This window comes from Halalkaliarchaeum desulfuricum (genome assembly GCF_002952775.1).
GTDB lineage: Archaea > Halobacteriota > Halobacteria > Halobacteriales > Haloferacaceae > Halalkaliarchaeum > Halalkaliarchaeum desulfuricum.
Genome location: NZ_CP025066.1, coordinates 2191860 through 2208640, shown reverse-complemented (window position 1 = coordinate 2208640; position 16781 = coordinate 2191860). Strand labels below are relative to the sequence as shown.

Annotated in this window: 18 protein-coding genes; 8 read left to right on the top strand and 10 right to left on the bottom strand. The window is 65.9% G+C overall.

Translation table 11 applies throughout. The features are described 5' to 3' along the window. Nucleotides 1-103: 103 nt before the first annotated feature. From AArcSl_RS11100 to thyA, 4 genes are all read right to left on the bottom strand, one after another. Nucleotides 104-1273, bottom strand: coding sequence for a metal-dependent hydrolase family protein (locus tag AArcSl_RS11100; protein ID WP_193588463.1), 1170 nt, complete (start codon nucleotides 1271-1273; stop codon nucleotides 104-106). Nucleotides 1274-1329: 56 nt separating this feature from the next. Continuing rightward, entirely contained in the window at nucleotides 1330-2115 is a 786-nt protein-coding gene (gene psmA, locus AArcSl_RS11095; RefSeq protein ID WP_119819059.1) for an archaeal proteasome endopeptidase complex subunit alpha, read from the bottom strand. Nucleotides 2116-2263: 148 nt separating this feature from the next. Continuing rightward, nucleotides 2264-2764, bottom strand: a complete 501-nt coding sequence (locus AArcSl_RS11090; protein ID WP_119819056.1) for a dihydrofolate reductase — start codon at nucleotides 2762-2764, stop codon at nucleotides 2264-2266. Then, nucleotides 2761-3813, bottom strand: coding sequence for a thymidylate synthase (gene thyA / locus AArcSl_RS11085; RefSeq protein ID WP_119821932.1), 1053 nt, complete (start codon nucleotides 3811-3813; stop codon nucleotides 2761-2763). Before thyA ends, AArcSl_RS11090 begins: the two co-directional genes overlap by 4 nt. Before the next feature lie 83 nt (nucleotides 3814-3896). On the opposite strand from thyA, the gene AArcSl_RS11080 reads away from it, so the two are divergent. From AArcSl_RS11080 to AArcSl_RS11045, 8 genes are all read left to right on the top strand, one after another. After that, nucleotides 3897-4526, top strand: coding sequence for an MBL fold metallo-hydrolase (locus AArcSl_RS11080; RefSeq protein WP_119819053.1), 630 nt, complete (start codon nucleotides 3897-3899; stop codon nucleotides 4524-4526). 64 nt (nucleotides 4527-4590) lie between these two features. Continuing rightward, nucleotides 4591-6180, top strand: coding sequence for a cobyric acid synthase (locus AArcSl_RS11075; protein WP_119819050.1), 1590 nt, complete (start codon nucleotides 4591-4593; stop codon nucleotides 6178-6180). Between the two features lie 17 nt (nucleotides 6181-6197). Beyond that, nucleotides 6198-6827 carry an HAD family hydrolase gene (locus AArcSl_RS11070; protein WP_119821930.1) on the top strand — a complete coding sequence of 210 codons (630 nt, stop codon included), beginning with the start codon at nucleotides 6198-6200 and terminating at the stop codon, nucleotides 6825-6827. Continuing rightward, the gene (locus tag AArcSl_RS11065) at nucleotides 6824-7777 is read left to right on the top strand and encodes a CobD/CbiB family cobalamin biosynthesis protein (RefSeq protein WP_245883212.1); all 954 of its coding nucleotides are present in this window, start codon (nucleotides 6824-6826) and stop codon (nucleotides 7775-7777) included. The genes AArcSl_RS11070 and AArcSl_RS11065 overlap by 4 nt, the downstream gene beginning before the upstream one ends. Beyond that, a complete protein-coding gene (gene cobS, locus AArcSl_RS11060) occupies nucleotides 7774-8550 on the top strand; it encodes an adenosylcobinamide-GDP ribazoletransferase (RefSeq protein WP_119819048.1) in 777 nt (258 codons plus the stop codon). Before AArcSl_RS11065 ends, cobS begins: the two co-directional genes overlap by 4 nt. Then, a complete protein-coding gene (locus AArcSl_RS11055) occupies nucleotides 8535-9200 on the top strand; it encodes an NTP transferase domain-containing protein (protein ID WP_119819046.1) in 666 nt (221 codons plus the stop codon). Before cobS ends, AArcSl_RS11055 begins: the two co-directional genes overlap by 16 nt. Then, nucleotides 9201-10292, top strand: coding sequence for an aminotransferase class I/II-fold pyridoxal phosphate-dependent enzyme (locus AArcSl_RS11050; protein WP_119819043.1), 1092 nt, complete (start codon nucleotides 9201-9203; stop codon nucleotides 10290-10292). It abuts the gene before it with no gap. After that, nucleotides 10285-11013: an adenosylcobinamide amidohydrolase gene (locus AArcSl_RS11045; RefSeq protein ID WP_119819041.1), complete on the top strand. Its 729-nt coding sequence runs from the start codon at nucleotides 10285-10287 to the stop codon at nucleotides 11011-11013. The genes AArcSl_RS11050 and AArcSl_RS11045 overlap by 8 nt, the downstream gene beginning before the upstream one ends. 5 nt (nucleotides 11014-11018) lie before the next feature. On the opposite strand, the gene AArcSl_RS11040 is transcribed toward AArcSl_RS11045, so the two are convergent. The 6 genes from AArcSl_RS11040 to AArcSl_RS11015 form a co-directional block, all read right to left on the bottom strand. Further along, complete coding sequence (locus AArcSl_RS11040) at nucleotides 11019-11390, bottom strand: DUF192 domain-containing protein (protein WP_119819037.1); 372 nt, start codon at nucleotides 11388-11390, stop codon at nucleotides 11019-11021. Between the two features lie 48 nt (nucleotides 11391-11438). Continuing rightward, nucleotides 11439-12185, bottom strand: a complete 747-nt coding sequence (locus tag AArcSl_RS11035; protein WP_119819034.1) for a phosphoglycerol geranylgeranyltransferase — start codon at nucleotides 12183-12185, stop codon at nucleotides 11439-11441. A 69-nt stretch (nucleotides 12186-12254) separates the two neighbouring features. Continuing rightward, nucleotides 12255-12473 carry a hypothetical protein gene (locus AArcSl_RS11030; protein ID WP_119819031.1) on the bottom strand — a complete coding sequence of 73 codons (219 nt, stop codon included), beginning with the start codon at nucleotides 12471-12473 and terminating at the stop codon, nucleotides 12255-12257. A gap of 62 nt (nucleotides 12474-12535) precedes the next feature. Next, nucleotides 12536-13822, bottom strand: coding sequence for a glutamate dehydrogenase GdhB (gene gdhB / locus AArcSl_RS11025; protein WP_119819028.1), 1287 nt, complete (start codon nucleotides 13820-13822; stop codon nucleotides 12536-12538). Nucleotides 13823-13831: 9 nt separating this feature from the next. After that, nucleotides 13832-13978 carry a rubrerythrin-like domain-containing protein gene (locus AArcSl_RS11020; RefSeq protein ID WP_119819025.1) on the bottom strand — a complete coding sequence of 49 codons (147 nt, stop codon included), beginning with the start codon at nucleotides 13976-13978 and terminating at the stop codon, nucleotides 13832-13834. Nucleotides 13979-14059: 81 nt separating this feature from the next. After that, nucleotides 14060-16540 carry a bacterio-opsin activator domain-containing protein gene (locus AArcSl_RS11015; RefSeq protein ID WP_119819022.1) on the bottom strand — a complete coding sequence of 827 codons (2481 nt, stop codon included), beginning with the start codon at nucleotides 16538-16540 and terminating at the stop codon, nucleotides 14060-14062. Nucleotides 16541-16781 lie beyond the last annotated feature (241 nt).

The following is a 16781-nucleotide window of genomic DNA, read 5'->3' as shown; positions in this document are numbered from 1 at the left end:
AACGCAATAGCGAGTAGCGATGTGACCCCTAAAACGCTTCCGTTTCGCCGCCGCCGTGCGGTCAGTCACCTTCGTTCCACCGCGATCTGACCCCGCTCGCACCTCACCGGACCTTCGACCCGCTTTTATAAACTTCCGTCGGGGACTGCCACGCCGTCGCATCCGCGTTCGGATCCGCTTCGAGCACCACCAGATTGGCCCGATACCCCGACTCCACGCGACCGACGTCCTCCAGTCCAAGCAGCTCTGCGGCGTTGACAGTCGCCGCCTCCAGTGTCGTCTCGGGGCTCATCCCGTACTCGACCATGTATGAAAGCTCCCTCGGAATGTCACCGAAGAAGTTGAACGGGGTCCCGGCGTCGGTCCCCATCGCCACCCGGACGCCCGCAGACAGCGCGTTCTCGAATGCGGTCCCGAACGCCTCGGCCGCCTTTTCGGCCTTCTCGACTGCCTCCCCGGGGATTCCCGACTCGACGCCATGCTCGACGATCCCCCGCAGGGCGCTCGCGGTCGGCACCCAATATGTTCCCCGATCGGCCATCAACTCCGCCGTCCCGCGGCTCATAAACGTCCCATGCTCGATGCTTGTGATCCCAGCCTGGACCGCGTTTTCGATCCCGCGGTCGCCGTGGGCGTGGGCCGCCGTCGGTACGCCCTTCGCACTCGCCGTCTCGACGAGTGCCTCGAGTTCGTCGGGAGTCAACTCCGGCGCGCCGGTCCGGGCGCCGCTGGTCAACACGCCGCCGGTTGCCATGCACTTGATCACCTCGGCGCCGGCCTTGAGCTGCTCGCGGACGGCCTTCCGCACCTCGGCCGGACCGTCGGCCTCCCGGCCGAACCAGTAGCCGTGACCGCCAGTCATTACGACGTTTTCGCCTGCGGGCACCACCGTCGGCCCATCGACCGTTCCCTCCGCGACGGCCGCGGCGGCGTCGATCGCCAACGTATCCCGCGACCCGAGATCCCGTGCCGTGGTAACGCCCGCCGAAAGCGCTGTCTGCAGGTTCTCGGCCGTGCGGTAGGAGGCCATGTACGCCGTGTCATCGAGGTACTCCTCGACGTCCGGACGGCCGTCCATCGGCAGGTGGACGTGGCTGTCGATCAGTCCCGGCGCGATATACCCGCCGGAGACGTCCGTTACAGTCTCGGCGTTTTCTTCATCGAGTGCGGGGTCTTTCGTGCCGATCGCGGATATTCGTCCGTCCTCGATCGCGACGTCGGCACGCCTCGTTCCCGACGCGTCGGCCACGTGGCCGCCATACAGAAGGTGCATACCCACGGGTCGCCTCCCGGGGGCGTAAAATCATCGCAGTCGGCGGAACGGGCCGGTTACTCCTCGGTGTCGTCGCTAGCTTCGTCTTCGTCGCCTTCGCCGTCTTCCTCGTCGCCTTCGCCGTCGTCCTCCAGGATCCGATCGAGCACGTCTTGGACGTCCTCGACGGGACACTGGCGGTAGCCCTCCTCGGGCGTCACTGTTACCAGGTTCACGTGCTCGGCTTCGAGTTCCTCGGAGCGGACCTGCAGCGCCCGAACCGCAAGTTCGATCCCGTCTTCGAGCGTGAGTTCCTCGTCCCACTCGTCTTCGAGGAGCGACTGAATCTCACTTCTGTCGGCGCCGATAACGGTCGCTCGCCACTCGTGGGGTGTCCCCGAGGGGTCGGCGCTGAACAGCCGCGGGTTGCCGTCCTCGATCCCGCCGATCAAGAGGGCAGCCCCGAACGGCCGAGTGCCGCCCATCTGGGTGTTCTCCTGGATGTAGTCGGTGACGTGTTTCGTCAGCGCCTCGACACCGACCGGCTCGCCGTATCGCAGCTGGTTCCCCTGGGCGAACCGTCGCGCGTAGTCGATCAGGTTCCGCGCGTCGGCCACGTGGCCGGCGTTCGTCGTCCCCACGTGATCGTCCAGCTTGTGGAGCTTCTCGATGCTCTCGGCCTCCATCAGCTCCGAGGAGGGCTGTGCCAGCGCTGCCAGCACGACGCCTTCGGGTGTCCGGATCCCGACGCTCGGCGCGCCACGCGAGACCGCCTCGCGGGCGTACTCGACCTGGTAGATCCGCCCGTCGGGCGAGAAAAGCGACGTACCGCGGTCGTACGCCTGCTGGTCGTTGCCTCTCATCGTCCGTCCTCCTGGATTCTCGACGACAGTGATCCGGCCGTCTGTTCGGTCATCGAAGATGGCTATGGCTGCCGCGGTGAAAAAGCCTCGCGAATCGGCACGACACCTGCCAGTCCTCCAGGGCGTCTCTGAGGTGAAACGCTGCCGTCTACGACCGCCGTTCGTACGTCACGAACGAGAGGTCCTCCCGATCGTCCCGTTCGACCTCCGTCCATTCGTCGCGCTCCCACGACGGGAACCGGGTATCTCCCTCGTGAGCCTCGTGGATTTCGGTCAACTCCATGCGGTCGGCCCGCGGAAGGAACGCCTCGTAGATCGTCTCCCCGCCGGCGACGTACACCTCCGAGACGCCCATCTCGTCGGCCGCCGCCTCGGCGATGTCGACCGCCTCCTCGATCGACTCGGCGACGAGCACCTCTGCGGGGACGTCCGGATTCGATCGCGAGAGGACGACGTTTCGCCGGTCGGGAAGCGGTCCGCCGAGCCTGGCTTCGATCCCCTCGTAGGTCCGCCGGCCAAGCACCACCGGATGACCGGTCGTGAGGCGCTTGAACCGCCGGAGGTCCTCGGGATGCTCCCACGGGATCCCGCCCCCGTCGCCGATGACGCCGTTTTCCGCCACCGCGGCGATCAGCGTGAACGTCGTCATTCTGCGACCGCGAACTCGATGCCCGGTTCCGGGTCGTACCCCCGAAGGGTCACGTCCTCGAAGGTCAATTCGTCGAGTGGTTTGTTCGCGATATCGATCTCCGGGCGTGCGTTCGGCTCGCGGGTGAGCTGTTCGAGCAGCCCGGGAACGTGATCGTACCCCTCCTCATCGGGGGGTTCCGCGGGCGCTTCCGACTCGACCCACACCTTGACGTCCGCGTAGTCGGCCGCCCGGTCGACGTCCGCGAGGCGTCGCTGCAGTGCCGGCAGGTTCTCGGCGTACCACTCCCCGCGATCGCCCTGCCCGCAGTAGACGTGGGCGTCGACGATCGTGTGGCCGAACTCGCCGAGCTCGAACTCGGTGCGCTGGGCGATCGCGTTCGCGAGCAGCGAGTAGGCGGCAATATTGAAGGGAATCCCCAGTGCGATGTCGCCGGATCGTTGCATCAGCTGACAGTGAAGCTTCCCACCCTGAACGTTGAGGACGAACGTGTAGTGACACGGCGGAAGCGTCGACACCGCCGCGTTGGCGGGGTGCCACGCGTTGACCACGTAGCGCCGGGAATGGGGATCCTCACGGAGCCCATCCAGCACGTACTGGATCTGATCGAACGTTCGGCGGACGCCCTGATCGTCGCCTCCGTCGTCGCCCTCCACTGACTCCGCTTCGACGGTGATCCACGGGTTGTTGTCGTCCGGCCACGACTCCCCCGGGAGCTGGCCCGAATCCGCTGGAACGGGGTATCGCCGCCAGAATCGGCCGTAGGCGGTGTCGAGGGTTCCGTTCTCGTCGGCCCAGGCGTCCCAGATCCCGGTTTCCTCCGAGAGGTTTCGGACGTGCTCTTCTCCCGAGAGGTACCACAGGACTTCGTGAATCAAGGAGTTCCAGCGGAAGCCGTCGAGTTTCTTGGTCGTGAGCAGCGGGAATCCCGCAGAGAGGTCGATCGTGTAGTGCTGGCTGAACGATGCGATCGTGTCGACGCCGGTCCGGTTCGGCTTGTACGTGCCGGTTGCGAGCGCGTCTTCGACGAGATCGAGGTACTGTTGCATGGCTCGGTTGTCGATGGAGACGACCGGGCCCAGGTACAAATAGATACAGATCATTGAACTACCAACCCCCCGTAGAGGGAACCATGATCCGCAACCTGGCGGCCGGCGTGCAGGCGTTTACGAGCAACACGTTCCTCGTGGTGGGCGACCGGACCGTGCTCGTCGACACCGGCGCCAACTTCGATATCGTCCCCCGAATCCGTCGAGAACTCGAGGAGCTACCCGACGACGCTGCCGCCGGGGGCGACAGGAACCGATCGGCGACGCTCGACGCCGTCGTGCTCACCCACACCCATCCAGATCACGTCGGCAACGTCCCGGAGGTGAAGGGGGCGTTCGACGTCGAGACCTGGGGGTTCGACACCGACCAGCCCGCCACCGACAATCGGATCGAAGACGAGGAAACCATCCAACTGGGCGATCACGACTACCTCGCGGTCCACACGCCGGGACACAAGAACGATCATCTCTGCTTTTACGCCCCTGGCCCGGGGATCCTCTTTGCCGGCGATCTGGTGTTCCAGAACGGCGGGTTCGGCCGGACTGACCTCGCGGAGGGCGACCGTCAGACACTGACCCAGAGCATCGACCGAATCCACGCACTCGTCGGAGACGACGTCACCGAGATGCACGTCGGACACGGCCCAAGCGTCACCCGGAACCCGTCCCACGACATCGAACTCGCCCGGCAGGCTGCACGCATGGGACGATAACCACCCGAAGCAAGTACCGAGCCGGTCGCCGTGGATCCCGTACGTTCTTGACGGATCACGACAGATGGATGGACAAGTGACCCGAACGATCCTCGTTGCCGGCACGGCGTCACACGTCGGCAAAAGCACCGTCGTCGCTGGCCTCTGTCGTCATCTCGCGGATCGCGGGTTCGACGTCGCGCCGTACAAGGCCCAGAACATGTCGAACAACGCGCGTGCGGTCCCGAAGGCGAAGGCTACCCGAGCCCCGGAAGGTGGCGGGAACGCCTTCGGCGAGATCGGGATCTCCCAGTACGTTCAGGCGCACGCCGCCCGGATCCATCCGACGACTGATCACAACCCCGTCCTTTTGAAACCCCACGCCGAAGGTTCCTCCCAGTTGATCGTTGACGGCGACGCGGTCGCGACGCTCGCGGCCGGAGAGTACTACAGCGACTACTGGGAGCACGCACTCGAGGCGGCCAAACGAGCCCACGAGCGGCTGGTCGCCGATCACGAGGTGATCGTCGCCGAGGGTGCCGGCAGCGTCGGCGAGCCCAACCTGCGCGATCGCGACCTCGCGAACGTCGAAACCGCGCGCTTTGCCGACGCCGACGTAGTGCTGGTGGCCGACATCGAACGCGGCGGCGCGTTCGCGAGCGTCGTCGGCACCCTCGAACTCGCTCCCGAGGACGTCACAAACCGGGTCGCTGGCGTCGTGATCAGCAAGTTCCGGGGCGACCGGGAGATCCTGGAACCGGCGATCGATGAACTGGAGGAACGCACCGGCGTGCCAGTCCTCGGCGTCCTGCCCTACGACGACCCCGGACTCCCCGAGGAGGACAGCGTCTCCCTGCCGGCGGTCGGCGAACGCGCTGTCATCGGCGACGACGACGGCGTTCCCGACGACCGAACCGTGCGGATCGGCGTCCCGCGGCTCCCCCGGGCCTCGAACATGACCGACCTCGAGCCACTCGCCCGCGAGCCCGGCGTCCGCGTGGTGTACCTCCCACTTGACGCGTCACTGGACGACGTCGACGCCCTCGTGCTCTCGGGAACGAAAAACACCGTCGATGACCTGCTCGCACTACGGGAGGCCGGCATGGTCGCGGAGATCGACGATTTCGAGGGACCGATCGTCGGGCTCTGTGGCGGCTACCAGCAGCTCGGCGAGCGCATCCTGAACGCCGACCTGGAGGGAACCGGCGGCGAGAGCGAGGTCGAGGGGATCGGCCGGCTCCCCGTCGAGACCCGGTTTTCGACCGACAAACAGGTCGAACCCGTCGAACGTACGCTCGCACCGACGGCGGCTCTCGGCGGTGCGACCGGGACCGTCTCTGGCTACGAGATCCACATGGGCCAAACCGAACTCGGACAGAAGACAGCTGCCCCGACGGACGAGGTCGATCGCCCGATCGGCCCGACGAGCGTGTCAGTGGGCACCGTGCTCGGCACGTATCTCCACGGGCTGTTCGAAAACGAACTCGCACGGCGTGGCTTTCTCGAGGCGGCCTTCGACGCCGCCGGCCGTCGTCCACCCGAAGTCGACGACCACGACGCGGGCGTGTCGGACCCATACGACGCTGCCGCCGCCCTCGTCGCCACCAACCTGGATCTCTCACCGTTGAACCTGTCGTCGGCAGCGCGCACGTCCCGGGAGGGGACACGTTCGTGAGCAACGACGACCGACAGATCGCGGTGACGTTCGACCTCTTCGGTACCCTCGTGTCGACCACCCGCCCGGAAGATCCGGCAGGGGCCGTCGCGGAGGAACTCCGGGCACGGGAGGTTTCCGTTCCCGACAACTGGTGCGAACTGTACGCCACCCCCCACGTCGAAATCGAGCCCGGGATGGAACTTCCCCTTCCGGATCACGTTCGGGCGGCACTCGAGGAGGTCGGGGCCGAATACGGCGGGGAGGACGTCGTCACAGCCGCGGTTCGGGCCGCGTTCGACCGACGGGCGGAACTGCGCGATGGGGCTACGGAAGCGATCGATGCCGCCAACGAATACGGGCGGGTTGGCGTGCTCTCGAACTGTTCGGTACCGGGCCTGGTCGAGCGCACGCTCGAACGGGTCGAACTGGGGGACCGCTTCGACGCCGTCCTCGCGAGCGTCGACGTCGGCTACCGCAAACCCGACCCACGGGCGTTCGAGGCCGCCGCAGACCGGCTCGGCGTCGATCCGACGGCCCTCGTTCACGTCGGCGACGACCCCGAAACTGACGGCGGGATCGAGGAGATCGGCGGAACCCCGATACTGCTCGGGGATGTGCCGCTTTCGGCGGTCCCGACTCGACTCTCGGAGGTGCAGTCCCGATGATCGATGTCGCGTCTTCGATGAGCGTTCCCGCGGGCCTTTCCGTCGGCGCGTCGGCGACCCTCGCGGTCGCGATCGCGTTTCTCCTCGACGCGATAATCGAGGAACCCCCCGAAGGGCTGCATCCGGTCGTCTGGTTCGGGACGGTCGTCGCGACCGTGGATCGCGAGTGGGCGCGCCCCGGGCTGGTCGGGGCGCTCGCACTGGGGCTTCCCCTGGCAGGGGCTGCGGCAGTGTGGGCTGTCGTCCACATCACGCCCGGTCCCGCGGACGCAGTGGTGGCCGGAATCGCCCTGTTCGTGACACTCAGTCGCCGGCTGCTCCTCTCGGAGGCGCGGGCAGTCATCGCCGACAGCGAGTCGGACCTGGTCGCAGCGAGGGAGCGACTCCCTGCGCTTGCCGGCCGCGATTCGGAGCCGCTTGCCGCCGAAGAACTCCGCAGCGCGGCGGTCGAAAGCGCCGCGGAGAACCTCGCGGACGGGCTCGTCGCCCCACTCGTGGCGTTCGCGATCGGCGCGCTCGTCTCGCTCCCGATCGCCGCGGCGGCCGCCGCCTGGGTAAAAGGCGTCAACACGCTCGACTCGATGCTCGGCTACCGATCGAAAGCCGTCGGCGGCCCCAGCGCCCGACTCGACGATCTCGTGATGGCGGTTCCGGCGCGCGTGAGTGCAGTTCTCATTGCGGCGGTTTCGCTCGATCCCGGGGCAGTCCGTCGGGCCAGTAGGTGGGCGAAAGCGCCGCCTTCGCCGAATTCGGGGTGGCCGATGGCGACGTTGTCGGCTGTCGCCGACGTCAGACTCGAGAAGCCGGGATCGTACGTTCTCAACCCCGCGGCAGCGTTTCCCGACGTCGATCGCGGGCTCGAGGGCGTTCGCATCGTCGATCGCGCCGCGATCGCGGCGTTCCTGCTTTCGGGCGGTTGGGTGCTCGGACTCGGAGGTGTGCTCGGATGACCGCCGGGTTGCTCCCCGCAGTTCGCGGGGCGGTCGGGTTCCTCTCGCGCGTCCCGATCGGCAGAGGGGCCCGAGACTGGGAGGCGTTCGAACGCACGCCGGCTGCGTTCCCTCTTTCCGGGTACCTCATCGGTGCCTCGATCGGGTTGCCGGTCGCCCTCGTCGTCGCACTGGGATTCCCCACCGTGAGCGTGGCTGTCGTCGGCCTGTTCGCAGTGTATGCGATCACCGGCATCAACAACCTGGACGGCCTGATCGATCTCGGCGACGCGGCCGTCGTCCACGGCGACCCGGATGACCGGGCCGATGTCCTGAAGGACACCACCGTCGGCGTCGGCGCAGTATCCGTGGCTGTCGTCGCGCTCGTCGCGCTCGCATTCGGGTTCTACGGGCTCGGACGCGTCGGCCCTGTGGCGGTGTTCGGGGTCGTGATGGCCGCCGAAGTCGGTGCAAAGCTGTCGATGGCAGGGATCGCCTGCGTCGGCACTGCCAGACACGAGGGGCTGGGGTCGGCGTTTACGGAAAACGCCGAAAGCGCCGATCTGGCGGTTCCCGCTGTCGTGTCACTGCCGGTCGTCGCGGTGGGTGCTCCCGTCGGCGCCATACTTCCCGTCACGGGCGCCCTCGTCGGGGCGGTCCTGGGTGGTTGGCTCCTCGCGTCCCGTGCGAACAGCCTGCTCGGCGGCGTCAACGGCGACGTGTTCGGCGCGACAAACGAAGTTGCCAGACTCGTCGGCCTGCACGTGGGGGTGATCGCATGGACGCTCTCGTGATGTGTGGCGGGCGGGGAACCCGTCTCGAATCCGACACCGAAAAGCCCCTCGTACCGATTTGCGGCGCACCCATGGTTGATCGGGTCCGAAACGCTCTCCAGAACAGCCACGTCGACGAGGTCTACGCGGTTGTATCGCCGCACGCACCGGCGACCAGATCGCACCTCGAGGGTGAACTGCCGTGCATCGAGACGCCGGGGAACGGCTACGTTTCCGATCTACAGACCGCTCTCGAAAAGGGGCCGGTCGAACCCCCCGTTCTCACTGCCGTCGCCGACCTCCCGTTGCTCGCTTCAGGACCGATAAAACGTCTGATCGCGCACGCACAGGACGACTCTCGGGGTGGCGACGACGGATCCCTCGGCGATGTCTTTCGCGTGCAATCGGCCACGACGGTCGTTCCGGCTGCGCTCAAGCGGGAACTCGGTGTGAGCATCGACGGCGACGCCCCCTGGATACCGGCGGGCCTCAACGTGGTCGCAGTCGACCACACCAAACGGGAGACGACAGACGTGGGCGGGTCCGACGGCGGGGAAACCGCTTCCGGGGATGGACGCTTCCGGACCTGGGACGCACGGCTCGCGGTGAACGTGAACCGCAAACGCGACGTTCGCGTGGCCGAACGTTTCTGTACGGTGGAGGAACGGTAGATGGACCCACACTCGATCGACGGCGTCGAACGCGCGATACACGGTGGCACTGAACGCGATGACCTGCTGGATTTCAGCGCAAACACGAACCCGAGATCCCCGACGGGGACTCGGAAAATATACGAGGCCGCATTCGATGACGCCCGCAGATATCCTGACGACGGATACGACGCGTTCAGGCGGGCCGCCGCCGGATTCCTCGACCGGTCCCACGCTGATCGGGACATCGAATCCGACGACGCTTCACCCGATGGGATCGATCCCGCGAACGTCGTCGTCACGCCGGGCGGGTTGGCTGCGATCAGGCTCGCCGTCTCGGTTTCCGTCTCGCCCGGCGACGACGCCCTGGTTCCGGCACCGAGCTTCGCCGAATACGAGCGCGAGGTCCGGCTCCAGGGCGGGACACCCACGTTCCTCGAACAGGACGAACTGCTCGAGACGGATCCGGAACCGTACGCACTCGCGGTCGTCTGCACGCCGAACAACCCCACAGGGGAGCTTCCGGATCCCGCTCGACTACGGGAGTTCGCACGCCGCTGTCGGTACGCCGGGACGCTCCTCCTGGTCGACGAGGCATTCCTCGGATTCCTCGATTCCCCGTCGCTTGCGGGAACCGAGGGTGTCGTCGTCGCCCGGTCGCTGACCAAACTGTTCGGGCTCCCCGGGATCAGGGTCGGCTACGCGGTCGCGACCGCCCGACTCGGCGGACGGATAGAAACCGCGAGACGACCGTGGAACCTCTCGACACCCGCCGCCCGCGTGGGGACGCACTGTCTCACAGCGGATCTGCGAGGCGATCCGTTCGTCGAAGAGACCCGCGAATCGGTCGAATCCGAGCGCGAACGGATCTGGAGCCGGCTTTCGACGGCGTTCCATACCGTCTCTCCGCCGCCCTCGGAGCCGGCTGCGCCGTACGTGCTGTTCGACGTCTCTCCGTCTGGACGGACAGTCGACGAAGTCGTGGAAACCGCCCGCGATCGGGGAGTCGCGGTTCGGGACGCGCGGAGTTTCCGCGGGCTCGATTCCCACGTTCGGGTTGCAATAAAAGGGCCAGACGCGAACGACCGGATGCTGGAGGCGCTGGATGTTTGAGGCCCGCACCAACGGGGGGATCCTCGAGATCGAGCGACCCGAAACCGTCTGGCTGTCCACCGGCTGGCGCGGCGGGCGCCGCGTCGCCGACGCCGCCTACAGCGTCACCGTTCCGGACGGCTGGCATCCCGACGAGATCGCCCTCGACGTCGCCGACCGGTTGGCGGCCGCAGGTGTAGTCGACCTTCCGGCCGATGAGATCGGGCGAACAGCACCGATACTCCTGACCGGAGTCGACGCGGAGAACGCACGCGGAGCCAGACTCGGGCCGGTAGAGGCGTACGCGACCGCCGGCGTGTCGAATCTCGCCGAGCTCCCGATGGATCCGGTGGGAACCGACTTCCCTGACGGAGGGAAGTGGGACCGCCCGATCGGAACGGTCAATCTCGTCGTCGGAACAACCGCCGCGCTTTCGGAGGGGGCACTCGCAAACCTCGTGGCAGTGGCGGCCGAAGCGAAAGCCGCGACGCTGTGTTTCGAAATCGGCGCGCCGGGGACAACCAGCGACGCAGTCGTCGTCGCCGCTGACCCGTCCGGACCGGAGACGGGGTTTTCGGGAAGCGCGACCCCCGTCGGAAACGCGGCCCGCGCCTGCGTTCGGGAGGCAGTTCGGGCCAGCCTGCACGCCCGATATGGCGAGAATCCGCCGCCTTCGTCGGTCGACCGGGCGGAGTACGGGATCGTCACGGACGCCCGGGCCGAGGTTTTCTCCCCCGAGTAGATGACCTACTCGGCGTTTTCCTCGAGAAGGTCGACCGTGTCTCCAGGACTCACGTCGGCGGCCGCACCGGCCGGTAGCTCGATCACGGTGTCGGCAGTCGCCCGGGCGAAGCCGATCCAGGGGCGGAGTCGCTCGACGCGGACCACCTCCGGTCCCGTGAGCCAGACCGCGTCGATCGGGAACGGAACGAACAGCATGTGAAGCGTTCGCGTCTCCGGGCGGTCGAACTGGAACACGAGCGCGTAGTCGTCGGGAATCGATCGCCGGAACATCAGCCCCCTGGCCTGCTGGAGCGTGGTGTCGGCGAATTCGACCGACGTGGCCAGTGTCCGTTCCTCGCGTGCGTCCGGCGGACCGCGACGGTGGACGAGTCGCACGTTCTGGCCTCCACCAGGGCCGACTTAAAAGTATCCGGTCCCGAGTTCTCACTCCGCGTCCGGCCCCGCGGCGTCGACCTGCGACGACTCGGCGTGGGCGTCTTTCACACCCTCGACCGTTTCGCGCACCGCGTCGACGCCCTCCTCGTGGAGCAGGTCTCCGACGACGACGACATCCGCGTGTCTCCCCATGAGATAGGCGTCGTCGTATTCGGAGACTCCTCCGCCGTAAAACAACGTCGCGTTCGAGAGTGCGTCGGCGGCGGCAGACACGACGTCGGGATCCCCCAGCGTCCCGGAATACTCGAGATAGACGATCTCCTGACCGAACAGTTTCTCGGCGACGGCGGCGAATGAGGCGACGTCCTCGGCGGACTGATCGCAGTCGGCCTCGGTGTACTCTGCGACCGCCGAATCCGGGTTCAACACGACGTACGCCTCGGTGTGGGTGCGGTCCCAGTCGAGACCGTTCTCGATGCGAACCCACTCCTTGTGGGCACCGGTGATCCAGAAGGTGTCTCCTGCATTGAACACTGTCGGGATCAGGTAGCCGTCGAGGGCAGGGGAGTCGATGACCACCGACGGGTTCGACGGCTCCTGATAGAGCGGAACGTCGTGTCGAGAACACGCCTCGATCACTCGTTGCATCTTCTCTTCGGTTATCCCGCGCGTTCCGCCGATCTCGATGGCGTCGGTTCCGGTCCGGCAGACGTCTGCGAACGTCTCTCCCGCCACCAGATCCTTGTCGGGATCGACTTTCAGCACGTGGTCCCAGCTGTCCCACGGTGTACTCATTGAACTGCTATTGTCGCCCAGGGGGTTAAAAAGGGCCCGATAGATACGGTTCCGGGACTGCGTTCCGTCTCACAGTTCGCCGGCGAGGCGTTTCGCGACCGCCCGCGCTTCCTCCGGTCGATCGACGTGGTGTCTCGGGGCACGCTTCGAGACGACGTCCCGGCCACACCCCTTCTCCGGATCACACGTGACGGAAATCTGCCAGCCAGTAGACTCCTCGAGATATCGGTAGTACAACGCCGAATCACACCGATTACAGGTCGCCGACGGATGACGTCGAAGCACCATCGTGCCGGGATGGTCCCGGCTCCGGACTTAACTGTTCGCCCGGGAAGAGAGCGAACCGACGATCAGGGCCACAGTCCCCGCGCCTCTTTGGCTGCACCGATCCGTTCGAGGGCGACGACGTACGCGGCGTCCCGCCAGTGCACGTCGCCGGCTTCGACCTCCTCGCGGACCGAGTCCCATGCAGAGAGCATCTCCGACTCGAGTTCGTTGTACACGCGCTCTTTCGACCACTTCCGGCGGTTGATGTCCTGGAGCCACTCGAAGTACGACACCGTGACACCGCCGGCGTTGGCGAGGATGTCCGGAATGACCGGGATTCCCCGCTCTTCGAGCACCCGATCGGCGCCCGAGGTCGTTGGGCCGTTCGCCCCCTCGACGACGATGTCGGCCTGGATCCGGTCGGCGTTCTCGAGAGTGAGCACGTTGCCGATCGCCGCCGGGATCAGCACGTCAACGTCGAGCTCCAGCAGCTCTTCGTTCGTGACGGTGTTGGGTGCGTCCTGGCGCATGACTCCCTCGGGCTCCTCCTCGTGAGAGGGGATCGTCCGAGTGTCGAGGCCACCGGTGTCGTAGATCCCCCCGTTCACGTCGCTTACAGCCACGACTTTTGCCCCCCAGTCGTCGAGGAGTCGGGCGGCGTTTGCCCCCACGCTCCCGTACCCCTGGACGGCGACAGTGGTGTCACGGATGTCCATGTCGTAGTAGTCGATCGTCTCCCGGGCGATGATCGCGACGCTGCGCCCCGGCGCCTCTTCGCGGCCGTGACTGCCACCAATGACGGGCGGTTTCCCGGTGACGACGCCGGGGGAGGTCTCGCCCTCCTGCATGCTGTAGGCGTCCATGAACCACGCCATCGTCTTCCCGTCGGTCCCCATGTCGGGGGCGGGGATGTCCCGGTGTGGTCCCACCTCGTCCCGGATCTCCTCTGCGAACCGACGGGTGAGCCGCTCTTTTTCCCGCGTCGAGAGCTCCTTCGGGTTCACGACCACACCGCCTTTCGCGCCGCCGAACGGGATATCCATCACCGCGGACTTCCAGGTCATCCACATCGCGAGCCCGACACACTCCTGGGCAGAGACGTCGGGATGATACCTGATGCCGCCCTTGTAGGGGCCACGAACGTCGTCGTGCTGTGCGCGGTACCCCGTGAACACGTCGACTGAGCCGTCGTCGCGTTTGATCGGCACGGACACCTCGACGACGCGGGTCGGGTGATTGAGTCGCTCGATCACGCCGGGATCGATGTCCACGTGGGCGGCCGCCTCGCGCAGCTGACGTCTTGCGGTTTCGAGCGCAGATTCGTTTTCGGATTCCTCACCAGTAGCTTCCATCGTCGCTAGTTGAGACATGGAGGGTAATTACTCGAACGGTGTGGCTCGGTTGCGCAACGGCGCTGCACACTCCGGACAGTCGCCGGGGTAGCTCGCCGCGGTGACGGTCCGGCCGCATTTGGAACATTCGTACTCCGAGCGCCCGTCGACGTCGTAAGCTGCGTCGCGACACATTGTTACAAAAATGGGTAAGAACTACCCGAAGATAGCTGCACAGGTTGAACTGTAAACCCTGGACGGAAATGAGGGTGTTTACTATTCAACCTCTATATACCCGTCGCCGCCGTCGAACAGCGACGTGAACAGTTTGTCCTGGACCCGCCGGATGTGGTTGTAAAAGGCCGTATGCGAGATGTCCAGCGTCTCCGCGATCTCGCGCCCGGAAACGTCCCTGTCAGGTTCGAAAAAACCGCTGTGGTAGGCTACTCGGGCCACCTCCTCCTGTCTCGCGGTCAACAGCGCCCCCACGTCGCGGTCGGTGTCTCTCGACCGGAGTTGCTTTTGGCGTGCAGTCAGTTCGACCTCCGCAAACTGCGTGGAGAGCAGTTCGTCCACTGCCCGCGAGGTGGACGCGTCCGGAACGTCGACGACCAGTTCGAGCCCGTCCGGAGTGGCCGTCAGGGTTCTGCGCGTCGCACCGTGGTTCGCGAGCAGCGAGGTCACGAACGGCTCGTCGACAGTCAGGCTGACGAGACCGCTATCGTCCCCCGTTCGGATCACCTCACAGTCCCGGACGGAAACGAGTTCGGCAGCCTCGGACGCGACCGCTTCCGGGGAGACGCCGTCGACGTCGACGAACACCACCGTGCTCTCGTCAGCACGCGTCACCTCGCTTCGGACCTCGAGGCGGCAATCGAGGCTGCCAGCCAGCCGCGAGAGGATCGATGCCGGATCCTCGAGACGATACGAGAGCCTGAAGACGGTGTCGCTCTGGAGCGCTTCCTTCCGCTGAACGTCGTTGATCGCCGAGCCGATCGTCGCACCGAGCTCTTCGAACACCGATCGGACGGTGTCGCTAAAGGAGTCGGGCTCGTCGTCGTAGACCGTGAGCGTTCCCAACAGGACGTCGTCGTACAAAAGCGGGACCGACATGATCGAGTCGAACTGTCTGGAGACTGCCTGCTTGCACCAGTCGGCCTCCTGGAGGATGTCTGCGACGTTCGGGACGACCGTCGTCGACCGGTTCCGTGCGGTCTGGAGTGTCGGTTCCTGAACGCCGATATCGTCCTGGACCGACAACGAGACATCGTCGAGGTAGCCGCTGCCGTCCCCGGCCCATTCCCGCGGCCGGAGGCGACGATCGCGCGCAGTGGCCTCCCCGATCCACACGAACGTGAACCGATCGCTCGTGGCCAGCCGCTCGCAGACGCCACGTTCGATCTCCTCTCGGGAGTCTGCGTTCACAAGGATCCGGTCGATCTCCCGGATGATCTCGTTTAGACGGTTCGCCTCCGACAGCCGCCGGTTTCGCTTTTTGAGTGTCTCGTCGCGCTCCCGGAGCTGCGTCTCCCGTTCCAGGCGGTCGAACGCCGCTTCGGCCGTCGCCGCGAGCAGTTCGGCGATCTCCACGTCGACGTCGGTGAGATCTGCATCCCCCGTGACAGCCGCGAGCAACACGCCGTGATCGCCCAGTGGAACGGCGACGACGCCCGACAGGGTCCCGAGCAAACTGTCCGGGAGGTCGCTTTCGCCCACGTCGGTTCGTGAGGTCGTTCGACCGTCGACGTAGGCTCTGCTGATGCAGGTTTGCTGATCCAGGCTCACGTCCGGCAGCGATCCGGCAGCCCGCAACAGCGGCCGAGACACCGCCATTGGATACAGAACGTTCTCTTCGCTGTCGAACCGATACAGCGCGACGCCGCCTTCCGAAAGCGCAGTCGTCGCGTCCTTCGCCACCCGAGTCGCGACCTCCGGTTTCGTCTCGGCGTACAGCAGTTCGCGGCTGGTCTCCTGTAACTGAGTCAGCGCGGTCTCGCGCTGTTTCCGTTTGGTGATGTCCCGGCAGCTGTACAGCGTTGTCCCTCCCTGAATCGACACCGTTCGGACGTTCACAAGCAGCGCGTGTTCCTTCCCGTCCTTGTCGGTCGCCGTACATTCGAGGTTGGTGAGCACTCCCTTCGACTCCAGTTGTTGTCTGTCGAAGAGGTCCTCGCCGAGGAGCGCGTCGATCGTACCGAACTCGTAGATCTCCTCGACTGTGTAGCCGAAGATGAAGTGAACGTTCGGACACACGTACGTGAACTCGCCGTCGTCGTTCGTCACGAGCACCGTGTCGGTCATGTTAGCGAGCGTAACCCGATGCAGTTCCTCGGATTCCCGTAGCTCCCGTTCGAGTCGTTCCCGCTCCGCCTGCACCGTCCCCTGGACGAGTATGCGACAGCCGTCCGCCCGGGTGTCAGTTCCGTCGATCGGCTGGAGCCGGAACTCGAGTTTGGTCCCGGCGACTCCGTCGCCACCAGGGGCGCCGTTCGTGTGCGGCTCCACCGTCGCCTCGACGTTCGCGTACTCGCCGCTCGACGCGCTACCGACAGCGTGCTGGAGCTTTCGCCGGCTTTCGGTACCGCCGTGCCACGGGAGCGCCCAGAATCGCTTTCCCTCCAGCCGTTCCCGCGGCGTGTCCAGACGATCGGTAGCGGCGTCGTTGATCTCGCGGACGGTCCCGTCGGCGTCGAGAATCGCGGCGAACCGCTCCGGATCCTCGAACAGCGATCGGACGACGCCCTCGCCCGTGTCCATGACCGAACGAAGCAGTCTCGGAGCGAAAAAGCTGTCTCTCGTCCTGGTTCGTGACGGTCACGATCCATCCAGTCACAGAGTCGACTGCTAAATGTCGGATGTGGTCCGGCACTACAGGCACGCTTAAAACCCGGGGATCGTTCACGGTACAGGCGGTATTTGGTCGGTATTGTCGGGTCAAAAACGACGGTCGACTTTTACTCGCGGCATCCGAACGAGCAGATGCCCCTACCCGGGTGTG